Source organism: Coleofasciculus sp. G2-EDA-02, assembly GCF_040226375.1.
Lineage (GTDB): Bacteria > Cyanobacteriota > Cyanobacteriia > Cyanobacteriales > Coleofasciculaceae > Coleofasciculus.
Map to the genome: position 1 here is coordinate 14,106 of NZ_JAVKEW010000261.1, position 16,147 is coordinate 30,252.

12 protein-coding genes and 1 pseudogene are annotated in these 16,147 nt (G+C 45.8%); 8 read left to right on the top strand and 5 right to left on the bottom strand.

Going from position 1 to position 16,147, the window contains the following annotated elements; all coding sequences use genetic code 11:
• Positions 1–1,159: 1,159 nt before the first annotated feature.
• The 4 genes and pseudogenes from gltD to RLO19_RS30110 all read left to right on the top strand — a co-directional run bounded on the left by gltD (position 1,160) and on the right by RLO19_RS30110 (position 6,076).
• Positions 1,160–2,647, top strand: coding sequence for a glutamate synthase small subunit (gltD, locus tag RLO19_RS30095; protein WP_446361326.1), 1,488 nt, complete (start codon positions 1,160–1,162; stop codon positions 2,645–2,647).
• 261 nt (positions 2,648–2,908) lie between these two features.
• Positions 2,909–4,720 (top strand): AAA-like domain-containing protein, encoded by a 1,812-nt coding sequence (locus tag RLO19_RS30100; RefSeq protein WP_446361328.1) that lies wholly within the window; start codon positions 2,909–2,911, stop codon positions 4,718–4,720.
• A gap of 196 nt (positions 4,721–4,916) precedes the next feature.
• A pseudogene (locus RLO19_RS30105) lies at positions 4,917–5,075 on the top strand (Uma2 family endonuclease); the annotation flags it as partial.
• Between the two features lie 371 nt (positions 5,076–5,446).
• The gene (locus RLO19_RS30110) at positions 5,447–6,076 is read left to right on the top strand and encodes a Uma2 family endonuclease (protein ID WP_446361330.1); all 630 of its coding nucleotides are present in this window, start codon (positions 5,447–5,449) and stop codon (positions 6,074–6,076) included.
• A gap of 132 nt (positions 6,077–6,208) precedes the next feature.
• Here RLO19_RS30110 and RLO19_RS30115 read toward each other — a convergent pair whose 3' ends face one another.
• From RLO19_RS30115 to RLO19_RS30125, 3 genes are all read right to left on the bottom strand, one after another.
• A complete protein-coding gene (locus RLO19_RS30115; protein WP_446361332.1) occupies positions 6,209–7,507 on the bottom strand; it encodes an ABC transporter ATP-binding protein in 1,299 nt (432 codons plus the stop codon).
• 227 nt (positions 7,508–7,734) lie between these two features.
• Positions 7,735–8,094, bottom strand: a complete 360-nt coding sequence (locus RLO19_RS30120; RefSeq protein WP_446361334.1) for a DUF5615 family PIN-like protein — start codon at positions 8,092–8,094, stop codon at positions 7,735–7,737.
• A complete protein-coding gene (locus tag RLO19_RS30125; protein ID WP_446361336.1) occupies positions 8,069–8,455 on the bottom strand; it encodes a hypothetical protein in 387 nt (128 codons plus the stop codon). The genes RLO19_RS30120 and RLO19_RS30125 overlap by 26 nt, the downstream gene beginning before the upstream one ends.
• 215 nt (positions 8,456–8,670) lie before the next feature.
• On the opposite strand from RLO19_RS30125, the gene RLO19_RS30130 reads away from it, so the two are divergent.
• Both RLO19_RS30130 and RLO19_RS30135 read left to right on the top strand, forming a co-directional pair.
• Positions 8,671–9,858, top strand: coding sequence for an AAA family ATPase (locus tag RLO19_RS30130; protein ID WP_446361338.1), 1,188 nt, complete (start codon positions 8,671–8,673; stop codon positions 9,856–9,858).
• Positions 9,855–10,511 (top strand): DUF4276 family protein, encoded by a 657-nt coding sequence (locus RLO19_RS30135; protein ID WP_446361340.1) that lies wholly within the window; start codon positions 9,855–9,857, stop codon positions 10,509–10,511. Before RLO19_RS30130 ends, RLO19_RS30135 begins: the two co-directional genes overlap by 4 nt.
• 68 nt (positions 10,512–10,579) lie before the next feature.
• Here RLO19_RS30135 and RLO19_RS30140 read toward each other — a convergent pair whose 3' ends face one another.
• Positions 10,580–10,783 carry a hypothetical protein gene (locus RLO19_RS30140; protein WP_446361342.1) on the bottom strand — a complete coding sequence of 68 codons (204 nt, stop codon included), beginning with the start codon at positions 10,781–10,783 and terminating at the stop codon, positions 10,580–10,582.
• A complete protein-coding gene (locus RLO19_RS30145) occupies positions 10,780–12,795 on the bottom strand; it encodes a protein kinase domain-containing protein (protein ID WP_446361344.1) in 2,016 nt (671 codons plus the stop codon). The genes RLO19_RS30140 and RLO19_RS30145 overlap by 4 nt, the downstream gene beginning before the upstream one ends.
• A gap of 241 nt (positions 12,796–13,036) precedes the next feature.
• Here RLO19_RS30145 and RLO19_RS30150 point away from each other — a divergent pair, with 241 nt between their 5' ends.
• Both RLO19_RS30150 and RLO19_RS30155 read left to right on the top strand, forming a co-directional pair.
• The gene (locus RLO19_RS30150; RefSeq protein ID WP_446361346.1) at positions 13,037–13,660 is read left to right on the top strand and encodes an FHA domain-containing protein; all 624 of its coding nucleotides are present in this window, start codon (positions 13,037–13,039) and stop codon (positions 13,658–13,660) included.
• A gap of 192 nt (positions 13,661–13,852) precedes the next feature.
• Positions 13,853–15,925: a mechanosensitive ion channel domain-containing protein gene (locus tag RLO19_RS30155; RefSeq protein WP_446361348.1), complete on the top strand. Its 2,073-nt coding sequence runs from the start codon at positions 13,853–13,855 to the stop codon at positions 15,923–15,925.
• Positions 15,926–16,147 lie beyond the last annotated feature (222 nt).

A 16,147-nucleotide genomic window follows, 5' to 3' on the forward strand; every position in this document is an offset into this window, starting at 1 on the left:
TGCTTTTTTGTCAAATCAGCCCCTGAACAAGTCCTGAAAATTGAGTCGTTGGGGTATGCTTGTATTATTTAAGTTTTGGCAACGCGAGAGAGAGTAAATAACGCCTTATTAAGGCTTTAAAGCGCTTACGTAATAAAAATGCTTACAATAACCCAAACTATCCTAAAACATAAAACTTCATAAAGCATACTACACCCCAAACAGAACGTCAAATTAGGCTTTGCCAGCGACTTCATCAATCAAGCCCCAAGTCCGCTTATCTTTGGAAAATTAAATCAGAAAGCTTAAATTAAAAAGTTTTCTTTATGTAAGCGTCCATCAGGGACAATTCCTCAACTTAACCCGCCTGAATAAGGTGAGGAGTCAAGCGCCAGCAAGAGTTACAGACGTTTTGAGGAGGGAGTGCGATCGCGAAGACTCCCTGAGCACACTGACAATTTATGCAAAACCCCTAAAAAGTTTTCAAGTTGCACAGTGGGAAACTTTCCCAACAACAAAAATTAGCTGCCCAGCAGTTAAATAAGGGAAAACCCAACCCAAACAACCCACTAAACCAGCCCTTTAATCTCTATTATTTAAACAACCGTTCATCTTTACCAAAGTTTAGCTAAAGCTGACCTCATTTCCAGTGGTTTCCCAACTCTATAAACTTTTCGTCCAAAACCATTAACCCCCTCTGTGTCCCTGGAGCGTAAACCTCTGCGTCCCTGGAGCGTTAAAATATATAGACTTCCGACACCAACGAAACGGGGGTTACTTTATAAAAAAATGTGAAAATATGAAACCCTAGAAGCAATTATTTTGTATCCTATCTCTAGCCGTCTTCAATGAGAACCTAAACCTGAATGAATCCTAGCCACTGAACCACAGCCAATCTAACCTTTTATTAAACTCAACCTGGCATTTAAACGCCAAAATGATTGACAAACCGTAACAAAGACTACAAAATATCTCTGATTTTGACTTTTGACTTGGTACAGATGTTGCTTTTAACGTCTCTAGACAGTCTTCCATCCGCTTAGTTGGTCACAAGCCACCGTCAACAACTGATTGGTGAGGATTTGCCGCCAAAATAGTCTAGGGACTTCATCACCATCGCCAATTTACCGAATGACACCTTAGCCACAACTATACCCTACTCTAAACTTGAGACATCACTATGGGAAAACCAACTGGCTTTATCGAATATCTGCGCGAATTACCCTCTGAACTGCAACCCGACAGTCGCATTGGCAACTGGGATGAGTTCCATCTGCCCATGCCAGAGGAAAAACTCCAAACTCAGGCGGCGCGGTGTATGGACTGCGGCACACCCTTTTGCCATACCGGAACCCTGATCAAGGGCATGGCAAGCGGTTGCCCAATCAACAACCTGATCCCAGAGTGGAACGACCTAATTTATCGAGGTCGATGGCGCGAAGCACTCGATCGCCTGCACAAAACCAACAACTTCCCAGAATTCACTGGTCGTGTCTGTCCCGCACCCTGTGAGGGTTCCTGTGTCCTGGGTATCCATAACCCACCCGTGACCATAAAAAATATCGAATGTTCGATTATTGACAAAGGCTGGGACGAAGGTTGGGTCGAACCCGAACCCCCAACCAAGCGCACCGGGAAAAAAGTCGCAATTATTGGGTCTGGACCGGCTGGACTCTGTGCGGCTGCCCAGCTCAATAAAGCCGGTCATTGGATCACCGTATTTGAACGGGAAGATCGTCCCGGCGGCTTACTCATGTATGGCATCCCTAACATGAAACTGGACAAAAAGCAAGTCGTCCAGCGTCGCCTTGACCAGCTTGAACAAGAAGGGGTGAAGTTTATCTGCAACACCGAGGTAGGTAAAGACTTCCCCACCGAGAATCTACTCAAAGAATTTGACGCCGTAGTCCTTTGTACAGGCGCAACCAAGCCACGGGACTTACCCATCGAAGGACGGGAATTAAAGGGTATCCACTTCGCCATGGATTTCCTGACTGCCAATACCAAAGCGCTTTTAGATAACAGCAAAAACGGCAACTTTATCTCAGCCGAAGGCAAAGACGTGGTGATTATCGGCGGCGGTGACACGGGTACTGACTGCGTTGGCACGTCCCTGCGTCATGGGTGTAAGAGTCTGGCGCAACTGGAAATCATGCCCCAGCCGCCCCTAGAACGCGCCTCCGACAACCCCTGGCCCGAGTGGCCCAAGATTTATCGCCTGGATTACGGGCAGGAAGAAGCGGCGGCGAAGTTTGGCGGAGATCCCCGTTTCTATCTCACCACCGCCACCAAGTTTGAGGGGGATGAGGAAGGACATGTGAAAGCGGTGCATACGGTGACAATCGAGTGGCAGAAAAATGAGCAAGGTCGATTTATTCCGAGTCCGGTTCCGGGTACGGAAAAAGTGATTCCCGCCCAGCTTGTCCTCTTAGCGATGGGGTTCCTCGGACCAGAACAACCTCTGCTGGATGCCTTGGGCTTAGAACGCGATGCTCGTAGTAATGTAAAAGCCGAGTATGGGAAGTATGCTACCAGTATTCCCGGTGTCTTTGCCGCCGGAGACTGTCGCCGGGGTCAGAGTTTAGTTGTTTGGGCATTCAACGAAGGACGTGGTGCTGCCCGTGAGTGCGATCGCTACTTGATGGGGAGTACAGATTTGCCTGCTTAATGTCAGAATGTTCCAGAGGTGTCATTGCCCGTCTTTTGGGATGATTCTGGTTTCCCTTCTTACTCCCCCCTCCCAGGGGGGAACGAGGGGGGTAGGGGGCTCAAATAAGCACGTACCAGCAAGAAACCTGCTACTGCACTGACACAGCTAAAATTGTGGGATAGATTTGACCATTAAATCGGGCGCAAGGATGGTGCCCCTACAATTCTAATCCACCAAATTAGGTACCCGCCCCAACAATTAACGTATTACTTCAGGGTGATGGATCAGCAAGAGTTCACCAATGCATTTACCAAACTTACACCGCGACAAAAGGAAGTTTTACAGCAATTTGTCGCCGGCAAAAATGATGGTGAAATTGCGGCAGAACTCTGTATTTCTCAAGGAACGGTGCGGAAACATATCCAGAATATCTGTGAGATTTTTGCCCTAAACAATGACGAAGATAAAGGATCATCTCACCGTTCTAAGTTAATTACTGCCATTGCTTACAATTTACCCAATTTAATCCCAGGGGATACTCTGGCGGCGACGAATCAGCCTCAGGTTATCCTGAGTTATCATTGTGGAAATGATCCGGATAAAAGCCTGGCTACGCAATTAGAAACGGCGTTAACTACCCAAGGGTGTCAGGTTTTCATTGCCAATGCTAGTCGCCGCATGGCAACCCAGGGATTGCAGCAAATTTATGCCGAATTAAATCGTTGCGATCGCGTGGTGTTTTTATTGTCCCCTCTAGCTGCGTCCAGTGAGATGATGACAGAAGAGGTGCAGTGGGTAAAACGGCGGCGGGATCAACATCCGGAGGGGAAACCTGCTATTTTAGCCATTCGGATTAATTGCCCTTGGACGTTACTTAACCATGACTTACGCGGTTATCTCAAAGGAGTGTCCCAGGTGGAGTGGCGATCGCAGGAGGATACGCCTGTTGTGTTAAACTCAGTCCAGGATTGGCTCTGTAGTGATCAACCAACCGTCACGACACAGGGCGATCAAACATCCTCGACGTTTTCCAGTCCCTATTCCCTCACCCCCAATCATCCCCCTCAACCCGTCGCTGAACCGGAATTACCACGGGGACAAGTAGAATTAGCCTCGGCGTTTTATGTGGAACGCCCTGGTGTGGAAAAGCGCTGCTATGAAGCGGTGGCTAAACCGGGTTCCTTAATCCGGATTAAAGCGCCGCGACAAATGGGTAAAACTTCGTTAATGGCACGTATTTTACATCGGGGGACTCAGCTTAATTATGCCACAGTTCCTTTAAGTTTTCAATTAGCGGATAGTAGTGTTTTTAGTAATTTAGATCGTTTCTTGCAGTGGTTTTGTGCAGTGATTACTCTAGAACTGCAATTACCCGATCGCTTGGAGCAGTATTGGAGTAAAACCTTTGGGAGTAAGGTGAGTTGTAAGTCCTATTTTGAGCGGTATTTATTAGCAACGATTGCCACACCGTTGGTGTTAGGGTTAGATGAAGTGGATCGGGTGTTTCATTATCCTGAACTCACGGCTGATTTTTTTGGCTTATTGCGATCGTGGCATGAAGAGGCGAAAAATCGGGAAATATGGCGTAAACTGCGATTAGTTGTGGTGCATTCGACGGAAGCCTATATTCCTATGGATATTAATCAGTCTCCGTTTAATGTAGGATTACCGATTGATTTACCGGAATTTCAGAGTGAACAAGTTCAAGATTTAGCCCAACGTCACGGATTAGCTTGGGAATCGAATCAGGTGGAAGAATTAATGGCAATGGTTGGGGGTCATCCCTATTTAGTCAGATTGGCGCTGTACGCGATCGCACGTCAAGAGATTACTTTAGCTCAACTGTTGGCTACAGCACCAACGGATGCTGGATTGTATGGCGATCATTTGCGGCGACATTTATGGAATTTATCCCAACATCCTGAGTTGGCTACGGCGTTGAAGAAGGTGGTTACGGCTGATTATCCGATACAGTTAGAACCGATGCAAGGATTTAAGTTGCATAGTATGGGATTGGTTAATCTGCAAGGGAATGAGGTGACGCCTCGATGCGATTTGTATTGTCAATATTTTCGGCTGCGTTTGAATTGAGTTTATGATTATTGAGGGGGTTGATGAGAAAATTTGGGAGTTTATTTAACGCAGAGGAACGCAGAGGGAAGCGCTCCAGGTAGCAGAGGGGGTTAGTAGATTGGGGCTATTTATTGTTTCTCTGATTGTATTAATGTCTGCGATCGCACTCTATCTTTATCTACAATAGGGCTTACGGATCGGGAGAGGATACGTGATGACAACGGTAACAGCTAAGCCTACAATTACCTGGGAGAAGCTACCTGATGATTTTCCCTTACCAGATAATCCTGTGGATAATATTGATCAGCTAACATTAGCCGCCGCGTTGAGTGAAAGTTTAGAACAAACAGGGCGATTACAAGAAAACACGCTAGGGTAGAATTAGTGGATCAGGAACGACAACGAGTTCAAGCCTTGCTTGATCGCACAGTTACGAGCGGCGGGAATTGAGCCAGAGATGTGAGCAGAGGAAATTATGACTTCCGATTCCTTTCTTTGTCCCCTCTCCCCTCATTCCCCCCTTTCTTCCCCCCTTTCAAAGGGGGGCTAGGGGGGATGGGGGCTAGGGGGGATAGAGATGGGCTGGGGTTGAGGGGGTTGTGGCTTAAGTTGATACGGATGCTCGTCTTGCGCCCATTAAACCTGTAAAATCTCTTCCACTATTTTTGAGAACAACAATAAATTACATAGAAAATTCTTAATTTATGGCAATTTTGGTATAACACCCAACACCTGATATCAACTATGACTCAAGCCCAAACTCAACCCCAACTCTACAGCTTTGATGAATTTATTAACTGGTATCCCGAAAATTCAGAAGTTCGGTACGAACTCCATGATGGAGTAATTATCGAAATGCCCAAACCCAAGGGAAAACATTCAACTCTAACAGGTTCTCTCATCGAGCAACTCTTCATGATTATTCGGTACATGGGGCAAGGTGGTATTTGGACGATTCCGAGAGAATCAATTGTTAAACCTAAACGGGAAAAATCAGGTTATGAACCCGATATCATCGTTTTGAATCAAGACGTTCTTGGTGCAGAATCTCGGTGGGAAAGTGAATCGATTATTCAAAATCCTGATTCAGTTAAATTAATTGTCGAGGTTGTTTCAACAAATTGGCGTGACGATTATTATAATAAACTTCGAGATTATGAGGAAATGGGCATTGAGGAATATTGGATTGTTGATTATGCCGCATTAGGACCAAGAAAGTTTATTGGCACCCCCAAACAACCTACATTTTTTGTTAATACTTTGGTTGAGGGAGAATATCTGATGACTCCTTTTACGGAAAACAATCAAATTGTTTCCCCAACGTTTCCCCTGTTTAACTTCTCCCCACATCAGGTTTTTGCTCTAAGTTTTTAGATATCAAATGGTTAAGTTTTATCCAGGAGAAACAAACCTGAGTCTGGGCGGGTTTAGTTACTTATGGGTGCAACCGAAAAGATAATAGTGAAACCCGCCCCTACAGACGTGCCACATACCGTGAAAATTCAGCTAATTAGACCGAATGGCTTTACCTGTTCTATCATCAAAGAAATGAACTTTATCGGCGTTAATGGATAACCACAGTTGATCGCCGACTTTGACGAGATGATCGGCGGGAATTCTGGCTTGTAACCGGGTTTTTCGATCGAGTTTAGCTAATAAATAGGTATCATTTCCCAATGCTTCGACTTGTTCAACGTTTACCGATAAGTTTTTGGGGGCGGGAACACTTACGGTTAAATGTTCGGGACGAATTCCTAAAATTAAAGAACGTCCATCATACTCTTGCAGAAAGGGTTGCCAAATATCTGGAAGCGTGAGCCGAAATTGGCGATGCTGAATCAGTAGGGGGGCTTTAATTTGAACGGGAATAAAGTTCATCGGGGGTGAACCGATAAATTCGGCGACAAACTGATTGGCGGGGTGGTTATAGAGTTCTAGGGGAGGGGCAATTTGCTGGATTTCTCCCTGATTCATTACGGCGATGCGATCGCCCATGGTCATGGCTTCGGTTTGATCGTGTGTCACATAAAGGGTGGTGGTGCCTAATTGTCGTTGTAAGCGCACGATTTGACTGCGGGTTTGGGCTCGGAGTTTGGCGTCGAGATTGGAGAGGGGTTCATCCATGAGAAAGACTTGGGGATTCCGGGCGATCGCACGCCCTAGGGCGACTCGTTGCTTTTGTCCCCCAGATAGCTGTTTGGGGAGTCGATTCAGCAGGGGTTCAATTTGCAGGAGTTTGGCGACATAGTGAACTTGGTCATCAATCGCCCGTTCGCGATCGCAGAAATAACGCCATCCTTTAGGGAGCGATCGCGTCATCCCGATTAAGGCATTCTCGACCCAAAGCGGCATCTCGGTGGTAGGCTTTTCGTAGGCTAATCCCAGGGTTGTCCGCCGTAAGCCAAATGCAATATTATCATAGACATTCAGGTGCGGATAGAGGGCATAATTTTGAAACACCATGGCGATATTGCGGGCTTTTGGCGGCAAATCATTCACCATGCGATCGCCCACCCAAATTTTCCCGCCGGTTAATTCCTCTAATCCCGCAATCACCCGCAGCAGGGTACTTTTGCCACAACCCGAAGGACCCACCAATACCATAAACTCGCCATCATGGACTCTCAGATTAATCCGCCGCAAAACATTCGCGGTTCCCGATGACGGAGGGGATGAATCAACGGCTACCAGTGGCGCTTCATCGCTAGGTGTGAGCAAGGGTTCTGTCGTCACAGGCGCGACAGTTGACCCCTCCTTGCGACTAGGAAAGCTTTTGTAGACGTTTTCGAGAACAACCTGGGACACGATGGTGACTGGGGATGAGCGACAGTGATAGAGCTAACTATACTATTATGTTCCTTGGCGTCATCAACTGAAGCCCTGAACCCAAGTTCTCGGTGAGAAGCAGGTTATCAAACTGGTTTCGTAGTTGGTACTTTAGTACCATCAGCGCTAAAGCGCTGACTACAAACTCTAAACTTGGAGTTAATTTTTTCATCTGCGATCGCCAAGGCTTTCTTTTGTTTACCTGTTCAGTAGTTCCATTGATTGAGAACAATGAATTGATTTTCCAAAGTATAGTCGGCTTGTTCAAGGTTCGCGATCGCCTGAACAATGGCTTGATAACTCATATTTTTGGCAATATCAGGATTTTGGAATACTGCCAAGATACCGGGATGCACGGGATTAGCTTGATGAAGTTCCTGAAAGTCATCGCAGTTACGGGTTAGTAACACTCGCCTTTGTTGTCTAGCATAGTTGAGTACCCTTAGATCCGCTTGACCCATCAAATCTGCTTCATTCACACTCAGCACATTATGACCGACTTTTTGAAGTAAATTGACCAAGTATTTTGCTTGAGAATCTTCATGAAGGAGTAGTCGTAGGCTCAAGTGAAACTCCTTTTTCTTCTAAACGATACCGTTCCTCATCTGCTTCTAGCTTGATCAGATCCCGATGACTTTCGCAGTAATGGATCACTTCATAGATTGCAGCTAGAGGCAAATCCCAATTTTCTGCGGCTTGTTCTAGCGTCATTTCATTGACAATCTTATCTTGCCAAACTGTTGAAGCCAGGAGTTTGCGTCCTTTTATGTAAAGTTGGCGTCGCCACGGATGGGGACGTGCTACCAGATAGTACCAGTTTTCCTGTAGGTTGCTATCTTCCAGGGATTGAATGATCGCACTGATCAGGGCGAGGCGATCGATTACAGATAATTGGTTAATCTGTTCTTTGATCTCTTGCAAAGACATAGAGATACTCCGACCCATGCTGGTGTCTATATACAACTAGATCTAGTTTATCCAAATACGCGATCGCTCTGTTTATCTGAAGCAAAAGCGACTACCAGTGCCTTGGCTTGGATACCCAAAATTCCGATCAAGTCTTATAATATTTAAATGCATTAGCAAATCTATTCTCTTAAAAATAGTCATTCTTCTGACTGATAAATTAAAGAGGTGACAAAATGACGCCGCATCCACGACTGATAGAAGTAAAAATTCAAGGGTATCGACCTTTTAGAGATTTTACGGCTCCATTGGAATCCTTAGAAGTACTGGTGGGAGCTAATGGATCAGGTAAATCAAGCTTATTTGAATTCCTGAAATTTTTGCGAGACAGTATATACAGTGAAATTCCTCCGGAAATTATTCCGGGTTCGACGGGTCAACAAATTTTTCATAGTCCAGGTTCAGATAAATTTAAATGGGACATTGAAGTTGATACAGGTCGTCCAGTTCCTATCCGTTATCAAGGAGAACTCATCGGTCCCATTGGTCGCACCCAAATTGCTTACGAGCGTGTCGAGTCGTCTAGACCATTTAGTGAACGATACGAGCAACCTTATTTGTTTATGGATATTCAAGGAAATAGAGGTGTAGTTCAAGAGCCTGATGAAGGACTCAGACCTACCGAAATTAAACAAGATGTAGCATCAAAGCGCAATCAACTTGCACTCAGCAGCATGACTAATCCAGCCATGGTGATTCTCTTTCAACTCAGCGAATATATCCGGAGTTGGAGATTTTATAGCTCGTTCAACATTGCTAATGACAAAATTCGCAAATCTGTGCCGATTGAGCAAGAACCGGTCCTGCGGGAAGATGGGGGAAATCTTAGTTCAGTCTTGCACTATTTCCTGACTGAACACCGCCCACTATTCGATGAATTACAACACCATTTACGTTTTGTTGTTCCTGGATTTAAAGGATTAACTGTAAAAGCCCGTGGTGGACCTGGCGAAGTGATTACATTTTGGCAAGAAGGTGGTGTTGACCACGATTTAAGTCTTGCCGATTTATCTGATGGAATTCTACGTCTGATCTGTTGGATATGTCTGTGTTTACACCCTCATCCTCCCGCTTTAATTTGTATTGATGAACCGGATCAAGGTGTTCATCCTCGAACTCTACCCCTTTTAGCTGGTTTGTTTGAAAAAGCCTCTGAACGTACTCAGATTATTTTGGCAACTCACTCCTCGTACTTTTTAACCCAGTTTGATATTGCTAAGATTGCTGTTCTCCGCAAAGAAAATGGAGCAGCTAAGTTTATTAAACCAGGTAAGTCGAATATTTTAAGAGATATGTTAGATGACTTTGGCGTTGAAGAAATTGAGCAATTGCACCGAAGTGATGAATTGGAGCGGTTACCATGAGGGTAATTATCTATGTAGAAGGGGCTTCGGATAAAGCAGCACTGGAAGCCTTACTGGCACCTCTGATTGCGGCTAAATCTCAACAAGGCATTGGTATTGAATTTTTTTCGGTTAAAGGAAGTGACAATCAGCGAGGTGGCGATGCCAAGAAAGATTTACTCACGAAAATTCCAATTAAAGCTGTCAATATTCTCAAAAATGATCTCAGTGCAATCGTTATTGCTTTACCCGATCTGTATCCAAAAAATAAAGGATTTCCCCATGAAACGGTTCAAGAGTTAGAATGGGGGATAATGGATAAGTTTGCTCAAGCTCTACGAGATAAAGGGATTGACGATGAACGGATCAAGAAGCGTTTCCGAGTTTTTTGTCTTAAATATGAATTAGAAGCTTTAATTCTGGCGGCGGAGTCAGAATTAGCGAATCGACTAGAGGTTGATTCTTTTACAGTGACATGGAAAATTCCTGTAGAAGATCAGAATCATGACGTTCCACCTAACCGAGTTGTAGAGCAACTTTTTAGGGATTCCGGTAAAACCTATAAGAAAACAGTGGATGCACCAGAGATATTAGGGAATATTGATTATCTGACTATTGTTGAACGATGTACTCAATGTTTCAAACCATTTGTTAATTTTATAGAACAAGTTTAAAACCCAGAAAAGCTAGAAAATAGGACAGATCATTTAGGTAGAGACGTTGCATGCAACGTCTCTACCACTCACGTTGATGGAGTCTCCTGGGAAGTAGCTTCATTATCAGCCATTTCAGCATCCAGTTCACGCCGATAAACTGCCATATATTCGACAAATTCCTCAAAGAGGGGATCGTCTTTGAACATACCAGCGAATCTAACCCACGGATCGGATTGTTCAAGGTTCGGTTTGTGTCGCCAAATAGACAAATAATAGAATAGAGGTTTCATTTTTTCGCCTCGGCTGCGATTAACATGGTTGCAGCATATTCGTTATTGGGTTGAATTTCTAGCGCTTTTTTTAGAGATGCGATCGCGTCATCAAACTGTTCCAATTCCATATAGGCTTCGGCTTTGTTAATCCAGGCGTTTGCAGAATTAGGTTTAAGCTGAATAGCGCGATCAAGAACCGGAATCGCTTTCTCCGATTGACCTAATAAAATCAAAGCAACTCCTTGATTAATCCAGGCTTCGGCAAAATCTGGCTTCAGGGTTGTGGCTTTTTCGTAGAGGTTTAGCGCTTCTTGGTGTCTTCCTAATTGATCCAACGCCGCGCCTTTACTCCACAAGGCTTCTGGATAATCAGGGTTAATTGCCAAAGCGCGATCGCACGCCTGAATCGCTTCCGTTGGACGCTGCTGGGTGTTTAAATCATAGCAGCGTTGCCAATGGGTTTGTGCCGTTACTGTATCCACTTGGGGTTTTGGCGCAGGAGAAGCCGATGGAACAGGGGATGGTGTTGGCTGAACTTTTGTCGGCTTTTGCGCCACCGGATTTGGCGTCGGTGTTGTTGGTTTTGGGGTAGCCGAATTTTGAGTAACTATCGGTGACTTTTGAGGAGAAGGGGTGGGAGTTGTTTCCGGTGAACTAGCTGGAGAGGGTGGTTCACCTGGTTTTGCTGTATCCGGGGTAGTCTTTTTAGACGTGGGTGACTTTGAGTCTGAACTAGGATTCGTTGGTGTCTCATCCGTGGGGGAAGGTTCAGGGGATGATGCTGGCGATGGTTGAGTTGCAGGGTTCGCCGACTTGGAGGTTAACTCCTGAGTCTGATTCGTCGTTTGGCTGGTAAGCTGGGGAATCAGCAGCGTTGTCGCGACTCCAGCCGTTCCCCCGATAACGCCTAAAATTGCCACAACCCACCAAAGATTAAGCCCTCGTTTCGGGTTTGAACCCGGTGTAACGATTGTGGGCACCGAACTCCCTGATGAGGGTTGGGAATTACGCCAGGTTTCGGGTAACTGGGTGCTACTTGTGTCTGATGAGGATGGGGTTGGAGAATCGGTTGGTATCCAAATCCGGGTCGAGGTTTGTCCCTGAACCGATGCTGTGGTGTCTGAGGAATCGGGTAATCGTTGCGTCGTATCGGAGGATGGGATATCACTGGATAGACTTTGCAGGGCGAACAGAGCTTCCGTGGCGGTTTGATAGCGATCGCGGAAATCATACCGGATCATCTGATCCAGAATCTCTGCCAAGTTGAGATTAACATGAGGTGCTAAATCACGCCACTGAATTTCTCCCGTCTCCGGATTTTCCCGCAGCAATCTGGGATGGGTTCCGGTTAAGGCTTGAATCCCTAATATCCCCACTGCATAAACATCACTACTAAACCGGGGTTGTCCACCCAACTGTTCTTTGGGAACATAGCCTTGGGTACCAATGGAAATGGTTAAATTGGTTTGTCCAGATTGGGGATGGCTAAATTGGGTGGTGACTTGTTTAACCGCACCAAAGTCAATCAAGACAATTTTGCCATCCTGTTGGCGGCGAATCAGGTTAGAGGGTTTAATATCGCGATGAATCACATTTTGCTCATGCACATAAGCCAAAACGTGGAGAATATCCTGCAACAGGGCTATCGTTTGAGATTCTAACCATTGCTGACCTTTTTTGAATTCCTGGGTTAGGGGATTGCCAAGAATCAATTCTTGTGCTAAATAAAATTCCTGATTTTCTTCAAAATGTGCTAACAGCCGGGGGATTTGGTCATGGTTTCCCAGTTGATAGAGGACTTGAGCTTCGGTATCAAACAGGCGTCTAGCGGTTTCTAGGCTAGCGGCGTCAGTGGTTTTGGGTTTAAGCTGTTTAATCACGCATTGGGGGTGACCGGGTAAATGTAGGTCTTGCGCCAGAAAGGTTTGACCAAATCCGCCTATTCCCAGTTGACGCTCGATTTTATAGCGTCCACCGAGGGGTTGATCCGTAGTCGTGGATTGAAATCGACGGAAAAGATTGAAGCTCATGCTCTACCGCTCTTTACAGGAAAAATGAATCCTTGACCTATTATCGTAATGATTTTTAAAGATATGATTTGGATAGTAACCCAATCATAGTTACCTTTGTCCAGATTTTTTTGCCGAATTGTTAAATCAATACCCAAAGCGTTTGACGTAACAGCAGGCGTTGCTGTTTCGGTTTCGCCCACAATATCTTTGAAAAAACGGGAACCATTACTATAGCAGGTGTTCGAGGTCTACCAAGTCTATGTATATTCAATTAACCTGGGAAGACCCAGAAATGGGAGAAGTCAAGCGATCGCTACTAACCGCACCGATCGCGATCGGTCGAGAATTTGACCAGATGCCAGAGTATTGGGGGGGAGAGTCGGTGTCTCGATTGGAACTTGCCCACCCAGAGATCTCGCGGTTTCACGTTCTGATTACGGTGGAAAATAATCAGATCTATATTACCGATCAACGCAGTGCTAACGGTACCTTTCTGAATGGGCGACCCCTGCGTCAAGCCAATCAACCCATTTCGTTTAAAGATACCCTACGGATGGGTCCTTATAAGATGACGGCAACATTACTCCACACCAATGACCTAAACGCCACCGCCCAGAGTCCCAATGTATCCAGCTTTACGCCGTCGATGAAGTCTATCCCCCAACAAAAAGTGGTGGTTTGGTCAATTGGGGTGGGAGTTCTACTTTTGACTGCGTTTGGGGCTTGGGCGATGGCTAGCACTATTTTAGAGCGATCGCGTCCTCAACCTTCGCCCACATCGCCCTCTAGCAGGGCATTCGTAGGGGCGAAGCATTTGCGCCCAGATGTCTCGGTTTTATGCCAAGAACCCAACGCAAATGCTTCGCCCAATCCCCATTCGTAGGGGCGAAGCATTTGCGCCCAGATGTCTCGGTTTTATACCAAGAACCCAACGCAAATGCTTCGCCCAATCCCCATGGGGAAGCTGAGGAAGCGGGGGAAGACTAAATTATAGTTTATTGGAGTAGTAAGTATTGGGTTTAGTCGAGGAAAATTTATTCAATTAGTAATGTCTACTATCCGGTGCTAAACTGTCATGCATTTAAATTGGGTATTAGTAGCGAGTAAGATGCTCAATGTAGTGAGCAAGATGCTCCCCCGGCTCCCCCGGCTAAGAGACGTAGCATGCTACGTCTCTACATTTTGGCGGTTTATCCTGTTGGCGTTACTGACGCTGCTGCTGACACTCAACCCAGTTTCCACCTTTGCTCAGACTTCTCCAACGAGTCGCAATGACAAAGCGCCTGTGGTGCTAGACGGTCGCGTTTTATTACAGGTGAGAAGTTTAAATAATAACTTTACAGCAGAAAATCGTGCTCGGCAGATCAACGAAGCGTTGGCGCAAGCGGTGTCTTCGCCTAACCCTGTCAGCATTGAAGTGAATCAGGAAGAGGGAAGGACGACGATTCTTTCCCAGCCCGGTTCACACCATCTGCTAACCGTGACAGAGGGAGATTTGCTACCAGAATTCACCGCTTATCGGCAAGCCCAGATTTGGCGGGATATTCTGGAGAGGGCATTAGTACAAGCGCAATTTGAGCGATCGCCCGCCTATGTGCGTCAGGCGTTAGGCTTTGTCTTGGGGGCGATACTGATTGCGATCGCGATTCATGTTGGTTTACTGTTTCTGGGAAAATGGGCGTCTCATCGCTTGAGGGTATGGCTGGGACAACCTACATCCTCCTTTCACGCCTGGGAAGATCCGGCTCAATTCATGGTACGCCTTGCCCGACTGGGGTTACAGGGCGGGTTATGGCTCGCGATCGCTTATTATGTGACTGATTTGTTTCCCGCCAGTCGGATCTGGCGCTATGAGTTATTTGATTTTATCGCTAAGGTTTTTGGCATTCTCAATGCACCAGTGATTAGCTTAGGTAGTAGTAAATATTCTGCCCTAGAATTGCTGTTGCTTTTGGGCTTAACCATTGGCTTGTGGTTTGCGGTTAGTTCTCTCACCAAGTTGTTTAAATCCTACGTCTTAGCCCACACGGGGGCTGAACCCAGATTGCAAGAGGTGATTACTATCCTCACCCAGTATATTCTCACCTTTCTCGGATTCATTGTACTGTTACAAATTTGGGGTTTAGATGTTGGCTCATTAACCATTCTTGCCAGTGTTCTCGGTGTGGGGATTGGTTTTGGCGTTCAGAATATTGCCAATAACTTTATTAGTGGGATTATTATTACCTTTGAACGCCCCATCCAAATTGGTGATTTTGTCAAAGTGGGGGAATTACTGGGAACGGTAGAACGCATTGGCGCCCGGAGTACGGAGATTTGTACTTTGGATCAAGTGACGATTATTGTCCCCAACTCCCGCTTTTTAGAGACTGAGGTAATTAACTGGAGTCATGGGAACCCGATTTCTCGGCTACGGATTCCTGTGGGTGTGGCGTATGGATCAGATATTGACAAGGTAAAAACCGCGTTACTTGAAGCCGTGAAAAATCATCCCGAAGTGCTGCTGCAACCGCCGCCTCAGGTATGGTTTCAGGGGTTTGGTGAGAGTTCCCTGGACTTTGATTTACTGGTGTGGACAGGAGAACCCAAGAAACAGTTTAAAGTGAAAAGTGATCTCAACTATCGGATTGAAGCCTGTATGCGCCATTATGATATTGAGATTCCCTTTCCGCAGCGGGATTTGCATCTGCGATCGCCTCAACTTGAAGAAATTTTTAATCTGTTATTATATCGGGATGCATCGACATCTTCTCCTCGATCAATTGAGCCAACGAATGGTGATCAATCTGATCATACTCCCATTTCTCAACCGCAAGATTCTCTCACTGTAGCGACTGAGATATCCGGAGCAGTTTCCCGGACAATCACTCCAGCCAAAACGCTTACGGAGACAGAACTTGAGGCTTTAGTTGCAGCGATGCGGGGTGCAGATGGGGTAGAAATAAAAGATCGTCGCGATCGGGGAAATCTTTATCCGCAATGTTTCATTGGTGCAGAAGCGGTGGAATGGTTAGCACAACGGATTCAGGGTTCTCGACAAGAGGCGATTGGCATTGGGCAAATGTTAATTGATAGCGGGATTATTCATCATGTTATGGATGATTATCCCTTTCAAGATAATTATTCATTTTACCGATTTTATAGCTAGTCATCTGGCGATGTTTCTCCCCAACAATAATTTGATTTGTCTATTTTAATGGATGGTTCAGAGCTACGGTGTCACGGTTCTTGGGTACAGAGCGACGGTTCTTGGGTACAAGGCGATGGTTCTTGGGTACAGGGTTATGCACATACCTAAATCTCTGTAGGGGCACGGCCTTTCCGTGCCCCAACCCTAAAATGGGGTTGTGTGTGAGACTATCTTTTTGCC

Bases quoted from the DNA above. Each gene is read 5' to 3' on its own strand.
- gltD (WP_446361326.1), top strand. From the start codon at position 1,160: ATGGGAAAACCAACTGGCTTTATCGAATATCTGCGCGAATTACCCTCT.
- RLO19_RS30100 (WP_446361328.1), top strand. From the start codon at position 2,909: ATGGATCAGCAAGAGTTCACCAATGCATTTACCAAACTTACACCGCGA.
- RLO19_RS30110 (WP_446361330.1), top strand. From the start codon at position 5,447: ATGACTCAAGCCCAAACTCAACCCCAACTCTACAGCTTTGATGAATTT.
- RLO19_RS30125 (WP_446361336.1), bottom strand. From the start codon at position 8,455: ATGTCTTTGCAAGAGATCAAAGAACAGATTAACCAATTATCTGTAATC.
- RLO19_RS30130 (WP_446361338.1), top strand. From the start codon at position 8,671: ATGACGCCGCATCCACGACTGATAGAAGTAAAAATTCAAGGGTATCGA.
- RLO19_RS30135 (WP_446361340.1), top strand. From the start codon at position 9,855: ATGAGGGTAATTATCTATGTAGAAGGGGCTTCGGATAAAGCAGCACTG.
- RLO19_RS30140 (WP_446361342.1), bottom strand. From the start codon at position 10,783: ATGAAACCTCTATTCTATTATTTGTCTATTTGGCGACACAAACCGAAC.
- RLO19_RS30145 (WP_446361344.1), bottom strand. From the start codon at position 12,795: ATGAGCTTCAATCTTTTCCGTCGATTTCAATCCACGACTACGGATCAA.
- RLO19_RS30150 (WP_446361346.1), top strand. From the start codon at position 13,037: ATGTATATTCAATTAACCTGGGAAGACCCAGAAATGGGAGAAGTCAAG.
- RLO19_RS30155 (WP_446361348.1), top strand. From the start codon at position 13,853: ATGCATTTAAATTGGGTATTAGTAGCGAGTAAGATGCTCAATGTAGTG.